We start from the raw sequence: 16,152 nt of genomic DNA on the forward strand, positions 1-16,152 counted from the left end.
CCGCCCCCCTTTGGGCTAGAGACGGCGCGACCAAAGACAGGCGGCACAAGCGATGAAATTCACCCTCTCCTGGCTGAAGGACCACCTCGAGACCGAGGCCCCGCTCGACGACATCCTCTACGCGCTGACCGACCTGGGACTGGAGGTCGAGGGTGTCGAGAACCCGGCGGTGAAGCTGGAGGAATTCACCATCGGCCGCGTCGTCAAGGCCGAGAAGCACCCCGATGCCGACCGGCTGCGGGTCTGCCGGGTGGCGACGGCGCAGGGGGAGAGCCAGATCATCTGCGGCGCGCCGAACGCGCGCGAGGGGATCACGGTCGTGGTGGCGCATCCGGGGAGCTACATCCCCGGCATCGACACGATCATCCAAGTCGGCAAGATCCGGGGCGTGGAAAGCCACGGCATGATGTGCTCGGAACGCGAGCTGGAACTGTCGGACGAGCACGAGGGGATCATCGAACTGCCGTCCGGCGAGGTCGGCCAGAAGTTCACCGACTGGCTGGCGGCGAACGACCCGGCCAAGGTGGACCCGGTGATCGAGATCGCGATCACGCCGAACCGGCCCGACGCGCTGGGGGTCTACGGCGTGGCCCGCGACCTGGCCGCCCGCGGGATCGGGCGGCTGAAGGCGCAAGCGGTTGAGCCGGTGCCGGGCGCCTTTCCCTGTCCCATCGGCGTGACCATCGACCCCGCGCTGAAGGAAAAGGGCGCGCCGCATTTCACCGGCCGCCTGATCCGTGGGGTAAAGAACGGGCCGAGCCCGGACTGGCTGCAGGACCGGCTGCGCGCGATCGGGCTGCGCCCCATCTCGGCGCTGGTCGATATCACCAACTTTTTCACCTACGACCAGAACCGCCCGCTGCACGTCTTCGACGCCGATATCGTCAAGGGCGATCTGCGCATTCACCCCGCCGAGGGGGGCGAGACGCTGCTGGCGCTGGACGAGAAGGAATACAGCTTCCAGCCCGGCATGATGGTGATTTCCGACGATGAAGGCCCCGAAAGCATCGCCGGCGTCATGGGCGGCGAGCATACCGGTGTGACGGAGGGCACGGTCAACGTCTTCCTCGAAAGCGCGTTCTGGGACCCGATCACCATCGCGGCGACGGGCCGGGCGCTGAAGGTCAATTCGGACGCCCGCTACCGGTTCGAACGCGGGGTGGACCCGGCCTATACCCTGCCGGGGCTGGAGGCGGCGACGCGGATGATCCTCGACCTGTGCGGCGGTGAGCCGTCCGAAGTCGTGGCCGACGGCGCGGCCCCGGACATGGACCGCGCCTACCGGCTGGATACCGAGCGTGTGGCGCGCCTGGTCGGGATGGACATCCCCGCGGACGAACAGCGCCGGACGCTGACCGCGCTGGGTTTCCGGCTGGAAGGCGACATGGCGCATGTGCCCTCGTGGCGGCCGGACGTGCAGGGCGAGGCCGACCTCGTGGAGGAAGTGGCCCGCGTGGCTTCGCTGACGAAGCTGGAGGGCAAGCGCCTGTCCCGCACCCATGTCGGCGTGCCCACGGGCATCCTGACGCCGATGCAGAAGCGCGAGGCGGCGGGGCGGCGGACCTGCGCGGCGCTGGGCTACAACGAGTGCGTGACCTATTCCTTCGTCGACCAGGGCGCGGCCGCGCTGTTCGGCGGGGGCGACGAGGCGACGGCGCTGGAAAACCCCATTTCCAGCGAGATGAGCCACATGCGCCCCGCCCTGCTGCCGGGCCTCTTGCAGGCGGCCGCCCGTAACCAGGCGCGCGGCTTCGCCGACCTTGCGCTGTTCGAGGTGGGGCCGGCCTTCCACGGCGCCGAACCGGGCGAGCAGCATACGCTGGCCACCGGTTTGCTGGTCGGCCATGCCGGTGCGCGCGACCCGCACGGCACGCGCCGGCCGGTCGACATCTACGACGCCAAGGCCGATTGCGAGGCGGTGCTGGCGGCCATCGGCGCGCCGGCCAAGGCACAGATCATGCGGGGCGCACGCGAGTGGTGGCACCCGGGCCGGCACGGGATGGTCTGCCTCGGGCCGAAAAAGGTGCTGGCCGTGTTCGGCGAACTGCACCCCAAGGTCCTGCGCGAGATGGACGTGAAAGGCCCGGCGATGGCCTTCTCCGTCTGGCTGGACGAGGTGCCGATGCCGCGCCGCAAGGGTGCGACGCGCGATGCGCTCGCGATTTCCGACTTCCAGGCGGTCGAGCGGGATTTCGCCTTCGTGCTGGACAGCGACGTCGAGGCGGCCAAGGTGGTGACTGCCGCGGCGGGCGCCGACAAGGCGTTGATCGAGGAGGTGCGCGTCTTCGACGAGTTTCTGGGCGGCAGCCTTGGCGAGGGCAAGAAATCGCTGGCGATCACCGTGCGCCTGCAGCCGATGGACCGCACGCTGACCGACGAGGAAATCGAGGCGGTCGGCCGGAAGATCGTCGAGAAGGTCGAAAAGGCCACCGGCGGAACGCTTCGGGCCTAGGGTCGCGGCGCGAGAGGGGGAACGCGCATGTTCGAGAACCGCGAAGACGCCGGGCGGCGCCTGGCGGAAAAGGTCGCGGCGGCCGCGCCCGAGAACCCGCTGGTGCTGGCGCTGCCGCGCGGTGGAGTGCCGGTCGCCATTCCGGTGGCCGAGGCGCTCGGCGCGCCGCTCGACCTCGCCTTCGTGCGCAAGATCGGGATGCCGGGCAACCCCGAACTCGCCGCCGGGGCGGTGGTCGATGGCGGTGCCCGCGAGGTGGTGTTCAACGAGGAGATCCTGGGCTATCGCGGCCTCAGCCAAGCCGATTTCGCCCCCCAGGTGGAGGAGAAACTTGCCGAGATCGCGGAGCGCCGGAACCTGTATCTCGGCGACCGCGCACCGCAGAAGGTGGCCGGACGAACGGCCATCGTGGTGGATGACGGGCTGGCGACGGGGGCGACGGCAACGGCCGTGCTGCGCGCGCTGCACAAGCGTGGGCCGCTTGAGGTCTGGCTTGCCGTGCCGGTGGGCCCGCAAGCGCTGATCTGGCAGATGCGCGGGCTGACCGATCGGCTTGTCTTCCTCGAGGCGCCGCGGGAATTCTACGCGGTCGGCGCGCATTACAGGCATTTCGACCAGGTGAGCGACGACGAGGTGGTGCGGATGCTCCACGCCGCCTGGGACCGGGAAGAAGGGAGAGAGAGATGACGCTGAAGGTTTACCTGTCGGGCGAGATCCACACCGACTGGCGCGAGCGGATCGTCGAGGGCGCAAAGGGGCTGGATGTCAGCTTCGACGCGCCGGTGACGGACCATGCCGCCAGCGACGATTGCGGTGTGGCGATCCTGGGCGCCGAGGACAACAAGTTCTGGCACGACCACAAGGGCGCGATGGTCAACGCGATCCGCACGCGCAAAGGCATCGCCGACGCCGATGTGGTGGTGGTGCGCTTCGGCGAGAAATATAAGCAGTGGAATGCGGCCTTCGACGCGGGCGTCGCCTCGGCGCTGGGCAAGTCGCTGATCGTCCTGCACGGCCCCGAGCATGCCCACGCGCTGAAAGAAGTGGACGCCGCCGCGCTGGCCGTCGCCGAAGAGCCCGAACAGGTGGTGCAGATTCTGCGCTACGTTCTGACGGGCGAGTTGCCGGGCTGACGCCGCGGGGCGCGGGCTGCGGCGGCTACCCGCCGGTGCCGTCCGGCGCCCCCGTCACCCCCTCCAGCGCCTCGGGCATTTTCGCGTGCAGCCAGAGCCGCGCCCCGTCGATCGCCTCGACATAGGCCTGGATCGGCCCGTCGAGGGCCGGATGCAGCCCGGCGATGGACGGGGCAAACAGATACACGGCGACCGCCGCCGCCCCGATCAGCACGACCAGGGCAAAGCCCAGGCGGAACCCGCTCCTCTGCCCGGCCGCTTCAGCCTCGGCCGTGACGATGCTGTCGGCGCCCCGGTCGGAACTGGCGGTCAGCGTGGAGTTGATTTCCTCGATATCCGGCAGGGTGTCGCGCCGCGGCGCGGCGGCCTCGGGCGCCTGCGCCGCGGGTGCGGGTCGCTGCACCGCCGTCTCGACCACCGCCCGCTCCGCTGGTGAGTCCGCAGGCTCCAGGCCCAGGTCCGGCTGGTCGGCGAAGGTCTCGACGGCCGCCTCCTCTTCGCGGGCGCGCTGTTCGCGCTCGGCCTCTTCCTTGAGGATGTTCAGCACGTCCGCGTCCAGTTCGCGCCGCGCGGTTCCGGGCGTGGACGCGGGGGCGGTCGCGTCGTCTTCGCCGGCCGGCTCCTCCTGCTTGGGCGCGCTGACCGGCGGCTCGGGCGGCATCGGTTGGTCGGCCTCCGGCGCAGGGTCGGCGTCGGCAGCTTGCTCGGTGGACCCCGCCCCGGCGCGTTCGGGCGGCGGCGCGGGGGGCTGATCGGCACCGGGCGCGGCATCTGCCATCGGGGATTCGGGCGCAGGCGTCCCGGCCGCCTGCTGGAACCAGATATGGCCGCAATTCGAGCACTGAACGTCGCGCCCCTCGCGGGGGATGACGGCGTCGTCCACCTCGTACTGGGCCTCGCAGTTCGGGCAAATCAGTCGCATGCTGTCCCGCGCCTCGCTCCGTTCCGGGGGTGTCCCCTTCCGGTTGTTTTGCCGCATGTTGTATCACCACAGGGCAAAATTCAAAGCATTTGAGCCCGCAGCCGATTGAAACCGGCGCAGGGCTCGGGCAATACGAAGGCCGGTTGAGCGGCGGAGCGCAGCGTGATCGAGCTCGAGGACGTGTCCCACAGCTATGGCGGAGGCGAGCTCCTGTCCGGCATCTCGCTGCATCTGGCCCCGGCCTCGTTCCACTTCCTGACGGGGCCGTCCGGCGCGGGCAAGACCACCTTCCTCAGGCTGTGTTACGGCGAGCTCAGGCCGACGCGCGGGCAGGTGCGCCTTTTTGGCGCGGAGCTCGACGGCATGGACCGCGACGAAATCGCCCGCACGCGCCGGCGGATCGGCGTCGTGCACCAGGATTGCCAGTTCCTCGACCACCTGCCCCTGGCCGAGAATGTGTGCCTGCCGCTGGTGGCCGCCGGGCGCGATGTCGCGGCCGAAGCACAGAACCTGCGGGAACTGATGGCCTGGGTCGGGCTCGAGGCCCGGTCGAACGCGCTGCCGCCGCAGCTTTCGGGCGGCGAACGTCAGCGCGCGGCCCTGGCCCGCGCCGTCATCATGGCCCCGGACGTGATCCTGGCCGACGAACCGACGGGCAATGTCGACTGGGAGATGTCCCTGCGGCTGCTGCAGCTGCTCATCGAGTTGAACCGCATGGGCAAGGCCATCGTGATCGCGACCCATGACCTCAACCTGATCCGCGCCGCCAAGGCCCAGGTCGCGGCGCGCGTGCTGCGGATCAAGGACCGGCAACTGCAGCTTGCGGGGGCGGACCTGTGAAGATGCCGGCACGATTCGACGCAGCCCTGGGCGGCGACCCGCGCACCGACCGGATCGTGCCGCCCTCGGGCTTCACCGCGCGGCTTACCCTGCTCACCGCGGCGTCGATGACGTTTCTCGCGGTGTTCGCCCTGGCGCTTTCGGTGGCGGCCGGCCGGATGGCCGAGCGCTGGGACGCCGCACTTGCACAGACCGCGACGGTGCGCATCTCGGCCCCGCAGGCGCAAATGGACACGCAGACGCGCGCCGTGCTCGAGGTGCTGCGCACCACGCCCGGCGTCGGCGCGGCCCGGCAGATTCCCGACGACGAACAGCGCGCCCTGCTGGAGCCGTGGTTCGGCCCCGACCTGCCGCTCGAAAGCCTGCCGCTTCCCCGGCTCGTCGAGATCACCGAGACCGGCGCGGGCCTCGACGCCGAGTCGCTGCGGCTGCGGCTTGCGGCCGAGGCCCCCGGCGCGGTGCTCGACGATCACACCCGCTGGCGGCAACCCCTGGTGCGCGCCGCGTCGCATCTGCGGCTGCTTGGCTGGCTCTCGATCGTGCTGATCGGCGCGACGATGGCGGCGATGATCGCGCTCGCCTCGCACGCCGCGCTCAGCGCCAATGCGCGGGTGATCGAGGTTCTGCGGCTGGTGGGCGCGCGCGACACCTTCATCGCGCGGGCCTTCGTTCGCCGCTTCACCCGGCGCGCCGTTGCCGGCGCCGCCCTCGGAACGGCGGCCGGCATGCTGGCCGTCGCGCTCCTGCCGGGCGACGGGGAGGCGGGCGGCGTTCTGGCCGGGCTCGGCTTCCGCGGGGTCGACTGGCTGCTGCCGCTCGCGCTGCCACTCGTGGCCGGCGGTGTCGCCTTCGTCGCCACGCGGGCGACGGCCATGCGGGTTCTGCGGGGAATCTCCTGAGATGCGCTACACGATCCAATACCTCCGGTCGCTCGCCTTCGTTACGCAGATGTACCTGGCAATGGCGGTCTTCGCGCTGCTCTACACGCCGATGGCGCTGGCCTCGCGGCCCTGGGCCTACCGCGCGGTGCGCCACTACGCGCTCTGGGTGCGCTGGACGGCGCGCTGGATGGTGGGGCTGCGCTCCGAGGTGCGCGGCACACCGCCCACGGACGAGGTGCTGATCGCCTCCAAGCACCAGTCCTTCTTCGACATCATCATCCTGGTCAGCGTCGTGCCCCGGCCGCGCTTCATCATGAAGAAGTCGTTGAAATGGGCGCCGGTTCTGGGATGGTACGCGATGCGGATCGGCTGCGTGCCGGTAGACCGGGGCAAGCGGGGCAAGGCCATCGCGGGCATGGTCGAGGCGGTGCGGAACGGCCGGCAAGCGCCCGGCCAGCTCATCATCTATCCGCAGGGCACGCGCGTCGCCCCCGGCGCGCACCGGCCCTACAAGGTCGGCGCCGGCATTCTCTACCAGCAATTCGGCCACGACTGCGTCCCCGCCGCGACGAATGTCGGCGTCTTCTGGCCGCGGACCGGCATCTATCGCAAGCCGGGCCTCGCCGTCGTCGAGTTTCTCCCCCAGATCCCGGCGGGTATGCCCGTCGACGGGTTCATGGACACGCTCGAGCAAAGGGTGGAGACCGCATCCGACCGCCTGATGGACGAGGCGGGCTTCCGCCAGGGGCGCCCCTGACCGCCGCACGGCGGGGACCGGCTCGGCGCGCAAAACTGCGACAGCACGCGCCGCGTTGCCCCATTTCGCCTACGCGACCGCCGTGACATGCGCCCGCCACGGGCGATCGCCCGAGGTGCTGACTCGGATGCATCGGGGCCGGAATGCCGCCTGCCGGAACACGCCCCTTGGCGGCGCGACACGGGCAGGGACCTCTCTGGAATGCGGCAAAGACGATTGCGTCCGGCTCAGGCCGCAAGCCCCTTCGCGCCCATTTCCAGGAACTTGCGCCGCCGCTGCGCGACGAGAGCGGTGCGCTCGACCCCGTCGAACTCAGCCAGAAGCGCCCGGAGATCGCGGCCCACCGCCTCGATCGTCTGCTCGCGGCCGCGCTGCGCCCCGCCCAGCGGTTCGGCGATGATGCGGTCGATCACGCCGAGCTTCAGCAGGTCCTGCGCGGTCAGCCGCAGCGCCTCCGCCGCCTCGCGCATCTTCTCGGCATCCTTCCACAGGATCGACGCGCAGCCCTCGGGCGAGATCACCGAATAGACCGAATGCTGCAGCATCGCCACGCGGTTCGCCGTGGCGAAGGCCACCGCGCCGCCCGACCCGCCCTCGCCGATGATGACGCTGACCAGAGGCACCCCGATCTGCAGGCATTTCTCGGTCGCCCGCGCGATCGCCTCGGACTGGCCGCGCTGTTCGGCGCCCTTGCCGGGATAGGCGCCGGGCGTGTCCACCAGCGTGATCACCGGCAGGCCGAAGCGGTCGGCCATGTCCATCAGCCGAACCGCCTTGCGGTAGCCCTCGGGCCGGGCCATGCCGAAATTGCGTTCCAGGCGCGTCTTGGTGTCGAAGCCCTTTTCATGGCCGATCACCATGACGGGGCGGTCGTCGAACCGCGCGATGCCCCCCATCACGGCGTTGTCCTCGGCGAAGTTCCGGTCACCGGCCAACGGGGTATACTCGGAGAACAGCGCCTCGATGTAGTCCTTGCAATGGGGCCGGTCGGGGTGACGGGCCACCTGGCATTTCCGCCACGGCGTCAGCGTCTTGTAGAGGTCCTGCAGCATCGCCGCAGCCTTGCGGTCCAGCGCTGCGGCCTCCTGCTCGACATCCATCTCCTCGTTCGCACGGGCAAGGGCGCGCAGTTCTTCGGCCTTGCCCTCGATCTCGGCCAGCGGCTTTTCGAATTCGAGATAGTTCATGCCCGGGCTCCCAGCGTGGTCCGGGGGGTATATGCCGCCCGCGCGGGCAATTTGCAACGGCACCGGGACGCGCGGCCGCGCCCCGGCGTCGCAGGCGCTAGCCGAGCCGGTAGCCCGGCGTCGAGGCCGAGATCGCGGCTTCCTCCTCGTCCATGCCCTCGGCGATCGACTCGAAGAGCGGCGTGGAGAGATAGCGCTCGCCGGTATCGGGCAGCATGCACAGCAGGACCGAGCCCGGCTCGGCCTTCTCGGCGATGGCCATGGTGACCGCGAAGGTGGACCCGCCCGACACGCCGGTAAGGATGCCCTCCTTGCGCGCCAGTTCCTGCGCCCACTTGATCCCGTCGGCTCCGGCCACCGGGATCAGCTCGTCGTAATAGCCCTCGTCCAGGGCCTCCTGCAGCACCAGCGGGATGAAGTCCGGCGTCCAGCCCTGGATCGGGTGCGGTTCGAAGGCCGGGTGGCTCTCGTCGGGCTCACCCTCTTCGTTGCGCTTCTGCGCGAAACCCGAGGCGACGAGTTGCGCGTTCTCCGGCTCGCTGAGGATGATCCTGGTCTCGGGCCGCTCCTCGCGCAGCAGCCGGCCCAGGCCCGTCACCGTGCCCCCGGTGCCGTACCCCGTCACCAGGTAATCGAGGCGTTGCCCGTCGAAATCGCCGACGATCTCGCGCGCGGTCGTCGCCTCGTGGATGTCGGCATTGGCCTCCGTCTCGAACTGGTGGGCCAGAAACCAGCCATTCTCGCGCGCCAGTTCCTGGGCCTTCTTCACCATGCCCATCGCCTTGTCGGCCTTGGGGGTCAGGACCACCCTGGCGCCCAGCATGCGCATCAGCCTGCGGCGTTCGACCGAGAAGCTCTCGGCCATGGTGATGACCAGCGGATAGCCCTTCTGCGCGCAGACCATCGCCAGCCCGATCCCGGTATTGCCGGAGGTCGCCTCGACGACGGTCTGACCGGGCTTGAGCCGGCCCTCGCGCTCGGCGGCCTCGATGATGTTGACCGCGAGGCGGTCCTTGACCGAGGCGCCGGGGTTGAACGCCTCCGATTTGACGTAGATCGTCACGCCCTCGGGCCCGAGATTGTTGATCCGGATCGCCGGCGTGTCGCCGATCGTGTCGAGCACGCTGTCGAACAGCCGCCCGCGCCCCTGGGTCGTTCTGGTTGCCACCGTGTCCTTCATCTCGCACCCCTTTCCTGGCTGACGCCCGCAGGCGCATGGTTCGGAAACTGGGGCGAAGATAAGTGCGACGGGCGCAGGATGCACCCGGTCGGGCGCCCCGTGGCGCGGATTAGGGAGGCTGTCGGGAGGCCGGAGGCCGCATGCGGACCGAATTCCCCCGAACCCCTCTCTCGAAAGGACAAACGGGGCCTGCCGGCCCCGCTTGCGAAACGCCCGTGTTTCGGCGCGTCTACTGCGCCGCGATCATCTCGGCCTGTTTGACGATCACCTCGGCCTGCTTGATCGAGGCGATGTCGACGAGGCGGCCCTTGTAGACGGTCGCGCCCGCGCCCTCGGCCTTGGCTTTCTCCATCGCCGCGAGGATCTCGCGCGCCTCTGCCACCGCCGCGTCGGAGGGGGTGAAGATCTCGTTGGCCAGAGCGACCTGCTTGGGGTGGATGGCCCATTTGCCGACCATGCCCAGCGTGGCCGAGCGCCGCGCCTGCGCGCGGAAGCCTTCATCGTCGGAGAAATCGCCGAACGGGCCGTCGACGGGCAGCACGCCGTGAGTGCGGCAGGCCGCGACGATGTTGGCCTGCGCCCAGTGCCACGGGTCGGACCAGTATTTCTGCCCCTCGCGATGCATGTAGTAGTTTTCCTGCGTCCCGCCGATGCCCGTGGTCGCCATACCCATCGAGGCCGCGAAATCGGCCGCGCCAAGGCTCATCGCCTGCAACCGGGGGCTGGCGGCGGCGATCTCCTCGACATGGGAAATGCCGGCCGCGGATTCGATGATCACCTCGAAGCCGAGCCGCTTCTGGCGGCCTGTCGCCTGTTCGATGGAACTCACCAGCGCATCGACGGCATAGATATCGGCCGCGCAGCCAACCTTGGGGATCATGATGAGATCGAGCCGTTCGGACGCCTGTTCCAGAAGGTCGACGACGTCGCGATACCAGTAGCCCGAGTCGAGCCCGTTGATCCGCACGCTGAGCGTCTTGGCGCCCCAGTCCACGTCGCCGATGGCCTGCACCACGTTCTTCCGCGCCTCGGCCTTGTCGTCGGGGGCGACGGAATCCTCAAGGTCGATATTGATGACATCGGCCGCGCTCAACGCCATCTTCTCGAAGATTTCCGGGCGCGAGCCGGGGCCGAAAAGCTGACAGCGGTTCGGGCGGGCGACGGGCGTGGGCTGAATTCGGAAGCTCATGCAAGGTCTCCTGGAAAGGATATGTCCGATTGATCGGCTCCGGGGATAGAATCCTGCGCGCCCCTCGGCAAGCGATTTCGCCGCAGCGCAGCGTGGGAAAGCACGATTCCCGGCGAAGCGCCAAAACCCCGCCCGTTTCGCTGCGCAGATGCGGGCTCTGGCGCAAGAATCTGCCGAATACTCTTTCTCTGACCGCAGAACATGCGCATTTGCACGATCCTGCCGCCGCAGTTCGGCAGGACATCCCGCTTCGGGATGCTAGGGTCTTGCGCGACCATCGGAGGACGAACCCATGATGATCCAGACGCCCTACCTGCTTTTCCTTGGCGACGCGCCCGATCCGCTGGCCGCCAAGGTCGCCCAGGGCATCCGCGACTGGCGGCCCGACAACGCCGTCGGCCAGTTCCGCATGGACGGCTGCAAGGCGGACCTGAAGTTGCCGGACATGACCCTAGAAGAGGCGAAAGCGGCCGGGGCCAAGACATTGGTGATCGGCGTCGCCAACCGGGGCGGCGTCATCAGCCAGGCCTGGAAGAAGGTGCTGGTCGCCGCGCTGGAGGAAGGGTTCGATCTTGCCTCCGGCCTGCACAACCTGCTTCGCGACGAGCCCGACCTCGCGGCCGTGGCCGAGGCCACGGGCCGCGTGCTGCACGACGTGCGGGTGCCCGAGGTGGAGTATCCCATCGCCAACGGCAAACGGCGCACCGGAAAGCGCTGCCTTGCCGTGGGCACCGATTGCTCGGTCGGCAAGATGTATACCGCGCTCGCGATGGACCGCGAGATGCAGGCGCGCGGGATGAGGTCGACGTTCCGGCCCACCGGGCAGACCGGCATCCTGATCACCGGCGACGGCGTGCCGCTGGACGCCGTGGTGGCGGATTTCATGGCCGGCGCGGTGGAGTGGCTGACGCCCGACAACGAGCCCGACCACTGGGACCTGATCGAGGGCCAGGGCAGCCTGTTCCACGTCTCGTATTCCGGTGTCACGATGGCGCTGATCCATGGCGGCCAGCCCGATGCGCTGATCCTCAGCCACGAACCCACCCGGCCGCACATGCGCGGCCTGCCCGACTACGCCCTGCCCTCGCTCGAGGCGTTGCGCGACCTGTCCCTGACCGTGGCGCGCGTGGCGAACCCCGACGTTCAGGTGGTGGGGATATCGGTCAACACCGCGGCGATGGAGGACGAGGAGGCGCTGGCCTGCCTGAAGACCATCGAGGCGCGCATGGGCCTGCCGACGGTCGATCCGTTCCGGCAGGGGGCGGGGCGTCTGGTGGACGCTCTGGCCGCGGTGTAGGGTCCCGCGCATGGAGATCACCGTCACCCCCGAGAGCTTCCCCTTCGCCGAAACCTTCACCATCTCGCGCGGCTCGCGCAGCGAGGCGCAGGTGCTGACCGTCCGCATCTTCGCCAACGGCGCCATCGCCTGGGGCGAATGCGTGCCCTACGCCCGTTACGGCGAATCGCTCGACAGCGTCGCGGCCCAGATCGAGGGCCTGCCCGAAAAGGTCTCGCGCGCCGACCTGCCCGACCTGTTGCCCGCCGGCGCGGCGCGCAACGCCGTCGACTGCGCGCTGTGGGACCTCGCGGCCAAGCGCGCGGACAAGCGGGTGTGGCAACTGGCGGGCCTGCCCACGCCGAAACCGGTCGTCACCGCCTACACGCTGTCGCTCGACACGCCTGACAACATGTGCACGGCGGCCTCCAAGCACGCGCACCGGCCGCTGCTGAAGATCAAGCTGGGCACGCCCGACGACATGCCGCGACTGGAGGCGGTGCGCGAAGGCGCCCCCGACACCCGCATCATCGTCGACGCCAACGAGGGTTGGACGGCCGACATCTATGCTGAGCTCGCGCCCCATCTGGTGCGCCTCGGCGTGGAGATGGTGGAACAGCCCCTGCCCGCCGGCGCCGACGACATGCTGGCCGAGATCGAGCGGCCGCTGCCGGTCTGCGCGGACGAGTCCTGCCACGACCGCGCCTCGCTGCCCGAGCTCAAGGGCAAGTACGACATGGTCAACATCAAGCTCGACAAGACCGGCGGGCTGACCGAGGCGCTGGCGCTGAAGAAACAGGCCCGGGCGGAGGGCTACGGCATCATGGTCGGCTGCATGGTCGGCTCCAGCCTCGCGATGGCGCCGGCGGTGGTTCTGGCGCAGGGCGCGGCGGTGACGGATCTTGACGGCCCGCTGCTTCTGGCCGAAGACCGGCCGACGCCACTGCGCTACGACAGTGCGGGCGTCCACCCGCCAAAGGCCACGCTCTGGGGCTGACGCCGGAACGAAAAGGAGACCGCGATGAGCCGCACCGTCTATGTGAATGGCGACTACCTGCCCGAGGCGGACGCCAAGGTTTCGGTCTTCGACCGCGGCTTTCTGATGGCCGACGGGGTCTACGAGGTGACCAGCGTTCTGGGCGGCAAGCTGATCGACTTTCCCGGCCATGCGGCGCGCCTGCGCCGCTCGCTGAAGGAACTGGACCTCACCTCTCCGGTCTCCGAGGACGCATTGCTCGACATCCACCGCGAACTGGTGCGGCGGAACGGCGTGGTCGAGGGCATGGTCTATCTTCAGATCACCCGCGGCGCCGCCGATCGCGACTTCGTCTTTCCCGACCCCGCGACAACGACGCCGACCATCGTCCTGTTCACCCAGGCCAAGAACCTGATCGACACGGTCGCGGCCAGGCGCGGCATCGCGGTGATCTCGATCGACGACATCCGCTGGGGCCGGCGCGACATCAAGACGGTGCAGTTGCTCTACCCGTCGATGGGCAAGATGATGGCCAAGGCAGCGGGCGCCGACGATGCCTGGATGGTCGAGGATGGCGTCGTCACCGAGGGCACCTCGAACAACGCCTATATCGTGAAGGACGGCAAGATCGTCACCCGCAACCTGGGCAACGAGATCCTGCATGGCATCACACGCGGCGCGGTGCTGCAATTCGCCCGCGAGGCACAGATGGAGGTCGAGGAGCGGCCCTTCACGCTGGAAGAGGCGAAGGCCGCCGACGAAGCCTTCGTGACCTCGGCCTCGACCTTCGTGACGCCGGTCGTGTCGATCGACGGGGTCGCGCTGGGCGACGGCACGCCCGGCCCCGTCGCGCGGCGGCTGCGGGAAATCTACATCGACGAGAGCCAGAAAGCCGCGCTCTAGCCGGCCGCCGCCGTCCGGGTGGCGGCGCTGGATGGACCGGACGCGCAACGGCCTGCCGCACGGCTGCGGTGCAACCTCGCGACGGATGACGCCGCAAGAGGTGCACGCCTCCACGAGGATCACCCGCCGAGTGTGCCGGAACGGCAGCAGCGGTCAGTCTGGGCGATGTCCTCCCGCTCGGCCACGACGCGGGTGAAGGTGCAGACCCCGAGGCGCTGGCCCGTTGCAGGTCGGTTGCGGCACATTCCGCGCCCGTCCGGCCAGGTTCGCCCAAGGCCGGGCCCACGGTGCAAACCGTGCCCCTCGGTCCGACGGGCGCCCCCATTGAACCGCGGGTCGGGCAAAAAACATCCGCATCGGGACATTGCGCCCGGCGCTCAGCCCGGCGGGCCACGCCGCCCGCTCAAAGCGCGATGCGGAACCGGGCGAAACCGTCCGGGCCGTCGCCCGCGGGCTCGATCGACAGCGCCCGCATGTCGTCGAGGTACCGCACGGCTTTCGGGCCGGTATCGAACAGGACAGTGGTGCCCGGCATCGGCGCGAGGCGCCAGTTGCCGTCGGCGGTCGGGTCGATTTCGCCGCGTTCGGCGATATAGCGCACGATGACGTCGCGGTTGGTGTCGGGCGCCTCGAGGATGATCGTGTCGCCCATCGCGCCGGGAAAGTCCCCGCCCCCGCCCGCGCGGTAACTGTTGGTCGCGACGACGAATTTCATCTCGTCGGTCACCGGCCGGCCCGCCCAGGTCAGGTCGACGATCCGGGCCGCGTCGGGGTTCACCAGCCGCCCCCTGGGCCCATAGCGTGCCGGCTGGCCGAGGTCGATCTGGTATTCCACGCCGTCGATCACGTCGAAATTGTAGCTTGGAAAATCGGGGTTCAGCAGAACCTGATCCCGGCCGCCCGACGTGATCCGGTTGAACATGCCCGCCGCCCGTTCGAGCCAGCCGCGCAGTTGCGCGCCTGTCACCAGCACCGCCCGCACCGTGTTGGGATAGAGATACAGATCGGCGACATGCTTGATCGCGATATCGCCCGCCGGCACGTCGGTGTAGTAGTCCGGCCCCGACCGGCCGCCCGCCTTGAAGGGCGCCGCGGCCGACAGCAGCGGGAGCCCCTCATGCGCGGTGCCCTTCAGCAACTCGCGCACGTACCACAGCTGCGCGTTCGACACGATCTGAACCGAGGGATCGTCGGCCACCAGCGCGAAATAGCTGTAAAGCGGCGCCCGCGTCCGCCCCACCGCGCGGCGGATATAGGCCAGGGTGTCCGCATGATCCCGCGCGACCGCGTCCAGCACCGGCCGCCGGCTCTGCACCAGCGGGGTGACCGAGCGATCCGCGTTGCGGCGCGCGATCGGGCGCAGGGCGGACTGGTGCGCGAGGATGCGCCATTCGCCGGCCTCGCGCCCCAGCATCAGGTCGACCACCCCCAGGTGCGACCCCCAGAACCCGCCCATCACCGCCGGCTTGCCGCGGATCGTGCCGCGCTTGGTGTCGACGCCGGGAATGCCCTCGAACGCGCGGCCGGGAAAGGCGAGATGCTGGTGCCCGGTCATGATCACGTCGATGCCGTCCAGCTCGGACAGCGGAACGCTGGCGTTTTCCTGCCCCTCGACATGGCCCGGCTCGCCGATCCCGGAATGGTTCAGCGCCACGATCAGATCGGCGCCGGCCTCCTTCATCTGGGGCACCCAGGCGCGCGCGCAGGCGACGATGTCGCGCGTGGTCACGCGCCCCTCCAGGTGCTTGCGATCCCAGGTCACGATCTGCGGCGGCACGAAGCCGATGAACCCCACCCGGATCGGATGGGCCACCCCCGCGCCGTCCACCAGCGCGCGCTCGACGATCACATAGGGCGGCAGCAGCGTGCCATCGGCGGTGGGGCTCACCCCCAGCTCGCGGGCGATATTGGCCGAGACCACCGGGAACTCGGCCCCGGCGATCGAACTCATCAGGAAGTCGAGCCCGTAATTGAACTCGTGATTGCCCAGGGTCGCCGCGTCGAAACCGACGGCGTTCATCGCCCGGATGATCGGGTGCACCTCGCCCGCGCGCACCCCCCGTTCATAGGCGATGAAGTCGCCCATCGGGTTGCCCTGCAGGAAATCGCCGTTGTCCACCAGCATCGCGTTGGCCGCCTCGGCGCGCAGCTCGGCGACATGGGCGGCGGTGCGGGCGAGCCCCACCGTGTCGACCGGGCGGTCGGAGTAGTAGTCGTAGGGGTAGACGTGGACATGGAGGTCCGTCGTCTCCATCAGCCTCAGATGCACCTGGCCCGCTCCCGCCCGAGCCGAGAATGGATGCAGCGCGATCAACGACGCCCCCGCAGCAGAGCCGGCCAGAAAGGCGCGGCGGTTCAGTCCGTCGTGTCGGTGATGCGTCATGCCGGCGCCCTCAGCTCCCTTGGCCGAGAGAGAGCGTGCACCATCACCGTTACGGGTGCGTGACGCTAACACG

General features: G+C 69.4%; 14 protein-coding genes. 9 read left to right on the forward strand and 5 right to left on the reverse strand.

Going from position 1 to position 16,152, the window contains the following annotated elements:
- Window positions 1–52 precede the first annotated feature (52 nt).
- From pheT to BUR28_RS10385, 3 genes are read left to right on the forward strand one after another with little or no spacing between them, the layout of a single operon-like run.
- On the forward strand, window positions 53–2,452 hold the full coding sequence (gene pheT / locus BUR28_RS10375; protein ID WP_074220050.1) for a phenylalanine--tRNA ligase subunit beta: 2,400 nt from the start codon (window positions 53–55) through the stop codon (window positions 2,450–2,452).
- 27 nt (window positions 2,453–2,479) lie between these two features.
- A complete protein-coding gene (locus BUR28_RS10380) occupies window positions 2,480–3,139 on the forward strand; it encodes a phosphoribosyltransferase (RefSeq protein WP_074220051.1) in 660 nt (219 codons plus the stop codon).
- Window positions 3,136–3,585 carry a YtoQ family protein gene (locus tag BUR28_RS10385; protein ID WP_074220052.1) on the forward strand — a complete coding sequence of 150 codons (450 nt, stop codon included), beginning with the start codon at window positions 3,136–3,138 and terminating at the stop codon, window positions 3,583–3,585. The genes BUR28_RS10380 and BUR28_RS10385 overlap by 4 nt, the downstream gene beginning before the upstream one ends.
- 25 nt (window positions 3,586–3,610) lie before the next feature.
- On the opposite strand, the gene BUR28_RS10390 is transcribed toward BUR28_RS10385, so the two are convergent.
- Entirely contained in the window at window positions 3,611–4,507 is an 897-nt protein-coding gene (locus BUR28_RS10390; RefSeq protein ID WP_074220053.1) for a zinc-ribbon domain-containing protein, read from the reverse strand.
- Window positions 4,508–4,669: 162 nt separating this feature from the next.
- Here BUR28_RS10390 and BUR28_RS10395 point away from each other — a divergent pair, with 162 nt between their 5' ends.
- Genes BUR28_RS10395 through BUR28_RS10405 form a run of 3 tightly spaced genes read left to right on the forward strand, consistent with a single transcriptional unit; the run spans window position 4,670 to window position 6,985 of the window.
- The gene (locus BUR28_RS10395; RefSeq protein ID WP_074220054.1) at window positions 4,670–5,347 is read left to right on the forward strand and encodes a cell division ATP-binding protein FtsE; all 678 of its coding nucleotides are present in this window, start codon (window positions 4,670–4,672) and stop codon (window positions 5,345–5,347) included.
- Between the two features lie 2 nt (window positions 5,348–5,349).
- Entirely contained in the window at window positions 5,350–6,246 is an 897-nt protein-coding gene (locus tag BUR28_RS10400; protein ID WP_074220055.1) for a cell division protein FtsX, read from the forward strand.
- Window position 6,247: 1 nt separating this feature from the next.
- Window positions 6,248–6,985 carry a lysophospholipid acyltransferase family protein gene (locus BUR28_RS10405; RefSeq protein ID WP_074220056.1) on the forward strand — a complete coding sequence of 246 codons (738 nt, stop codon included), beginning with the start codon at window positions 6,248–6,250 and terminating at the stop codon, window positions 6,983–6,985.
- Window positions 6,986–7,212: 227 nt separating this feature from the next.
- Here BUR28_RS10405 and BUR28_RS10410 read toward each other — a convergent pair whose 3' ends face one another.
- From BUR28_RS10410 to BUR28_RS10420, 3 genes are all read right to left on the reverse strand, one after another.
- A complete protein-coding gene (locus BUR28_RS10410; protein ID WP_074220057.1) occupies window positions 7,213–8,172 on the reverse strand; it encodes an acetyl-CoA carboxylase carboxyltransferase subunit alpha in 960 nt (319 codons plus the stop codon).
- Between the two features lie 97 nt (window positions 8,173–8,269).
- On the reverse strand, window positions 8,270–9,352 hold the full coding sequence (locus tag BUR28_RS10415) for a PLP-dependent cysteine synthase family protein (RefSeq protein WP_074220058.1): 1,083 nt from the start codon (window positions 9,350–9,352) through the stop codon (window positions 8,270–8,272).
- 229 nt (window positions 9,353–9,581) lie between these two features.
- Window positions 9,582–10,541 carry an L-malyl-CoA/beta-methylmalyl-CoA lyase gene (locus tag BUR28_RS10420; RefSeq protein WP_074220059.1) on the reverse strand — a complete coding sequence of 320 codons (960 nt, stop codon included), beginning with the start codon at window positions 10,539–10,541 and terminating at the stop codon, window positions 9,582–9,584.
- A gap of 295 nt (window positions 10,542–10,836) precedes the next feature.
- Here BUR28_RS10420 and dgcN point away from each other — a divergent pair, with 295 nt between their 5' ends.
- The 3 genes from dgcN to BUR28_RS10435 are packed head-to-tail and all read left to right on the forward strand — an operon-like array spanning window position 10,837 to window position 13,696.
- Window positions 10,837–11,838, forward strand: a complete 1,002-nt coding sequence (gene dgcN / locus BUR28_RS10425; RefSeq protein ID WP_074221603.1) for an N-acetyltransferase DgcN — start codon at window positions 10,837–10,839, stop codon at window positions 11,836–11,838.
- Window positions 11,839–11,848: 10 nt separating this feature from the next.
- Window positions 11,849–12,814: an N-acetyl-D-Glu racemase DgcA gene (dgcA, locus tag BUR28_RS10430; RefSeq protein ID WP_074220060.1), complete on the forward strand. Its 966-nt coding sequence runs from the start codon at window positions 11,849–11,851 to the stop codon at window positions 12,812–12,814.
- 24 nt (window positions 12,815–12,838) lie between these two features.
- The gene (locus BUR28_RS10435; protein WP_074220061.1) at window positions 12,839–13,696 is read left to right on the forward strand and encodes a D-amino-acid transaminase; all 858 of its coding nucleotides are present in this window, start codon (window positions 12,839–12,841) and stop codon (window positions 13,694–13,696) included.
- Between the two features lie 403 nt (window positions 13,697–14,099).
- Here BUR28_RS10435 and BUR28_RS10440 read toward each other — a convergent pair whose 3' ends face one another.
- Window positions 14,100–16,079: a bifunctional 2',3'-cyclic-nucleotide 2'-phosphodiesterase/3'-nucleotidase gene (locus BUR28_RS10440; protein ID WP_074220062.1), complete on the reverse strand. Its 1,980-nt coding sequence runs from the start codon at window positions 16,077–16,079 to the stop codon at window positions 14,100–14,102.
- Between the last annotated feature and the right edge of the window lie 73 nt (window positions 16,080–16,152).

The sequence above is a fragment of the Rhodovulum sp. ES.010 genome (genome assembly GCF_900142935.1).
Lineage (GTDB): Bacteria > Pseudomonadota > Alphaproteobacteria > Rhodobacterales > Rhodobacteraceae > Rhodovulum.

Coding starts and splice junctions, on each gene's coding strand:
- pheT (WP_074220050.1), top strand. CDS start 53: ATGAAATTCACCCTCTCCTGGCTGAAGGACCACCTCGAGACCGAGGCC.
- BUR28_RS10380 (WP_074220051.1), top strand. CDS start 2,480: ATGTTCGAGAACCGCGAAGACGCCGGGCGGCGCCTGGCGGAAAAGGTC.
- BUR28_RS10385 (WP_074220052.1), top strand. CDS start 3,136: ATGACGCTGAAGGTTTACCTGTCGGGCGAGATCCACACCGACTGGCGC.
- BUR28_RS10390 (WP_074220053.1), bottom strand. CDS start 4,507: ATGCGACTGATTTGCCCGAACTGCGAGGCCCAGTACGAGGTGGACGAC.
- BUR28_RS10400 (WP_074220055.1), top strand. CDS start 5,350: ATGCCGGCACGATTCGACGCAGCCCTGGGCGGCGACCCGCGCACCGAC.
- BUR28_RS10405 (WP_074220056.1), top strand. CDS start 6,248: ATGCGCTACACGATCCAATACCTCCGGTCGCTCGCCTTCGTTACGCAG.
- BUR28_RS10410 (WP_074220057.1), bottom strand. CDS start 8,172: ATGAACTATCTCGAATTCGAAAAGCCGCTGGCCGAGATCGAGGGCAAG.
- BUR28_RS10415 (WP_074220058.1), bottom strand. CDS start 9,352: ATGAAGGACACGGTGGCAACCAGAACGACCCAGGGGCGCGGGCGGCTG.
- BUR28_RS10420 (WP_074220059.1), bottom strand. CDS start 10,541: ATGAGCTTCCGAATTCAGCCCACGCCCGTCGCCCGCCCGAACCGCTGT.
- dgcN (WP_074221603.1), top strand. CDS start 10,837: ATGATCCAGACGCCCTACCTGCTTTTCCTTGGCGACGCGCCCGATCCG.
- dgcA (WP_074220060.1), top strand. CDS start 11,849: ATGGAGATCACCGTCACCCCCGAGAGCTTCCCCTTCGCCGAAACCTTC.
- BUR28_RS10435 (WP_074220061.1), top strand. CDS start 12,839: ATGAGCCGCACCGTCTATGTGAATGGCGACTACCTGCCCGAGGCGGAC.
- BUR28_RS10440 (WP_074220062.1), bottom strand. CDS start 16,079: ATGACGCATCACCGACACGACGGACTGAACCGCCGCGCCTTTCTGGCC.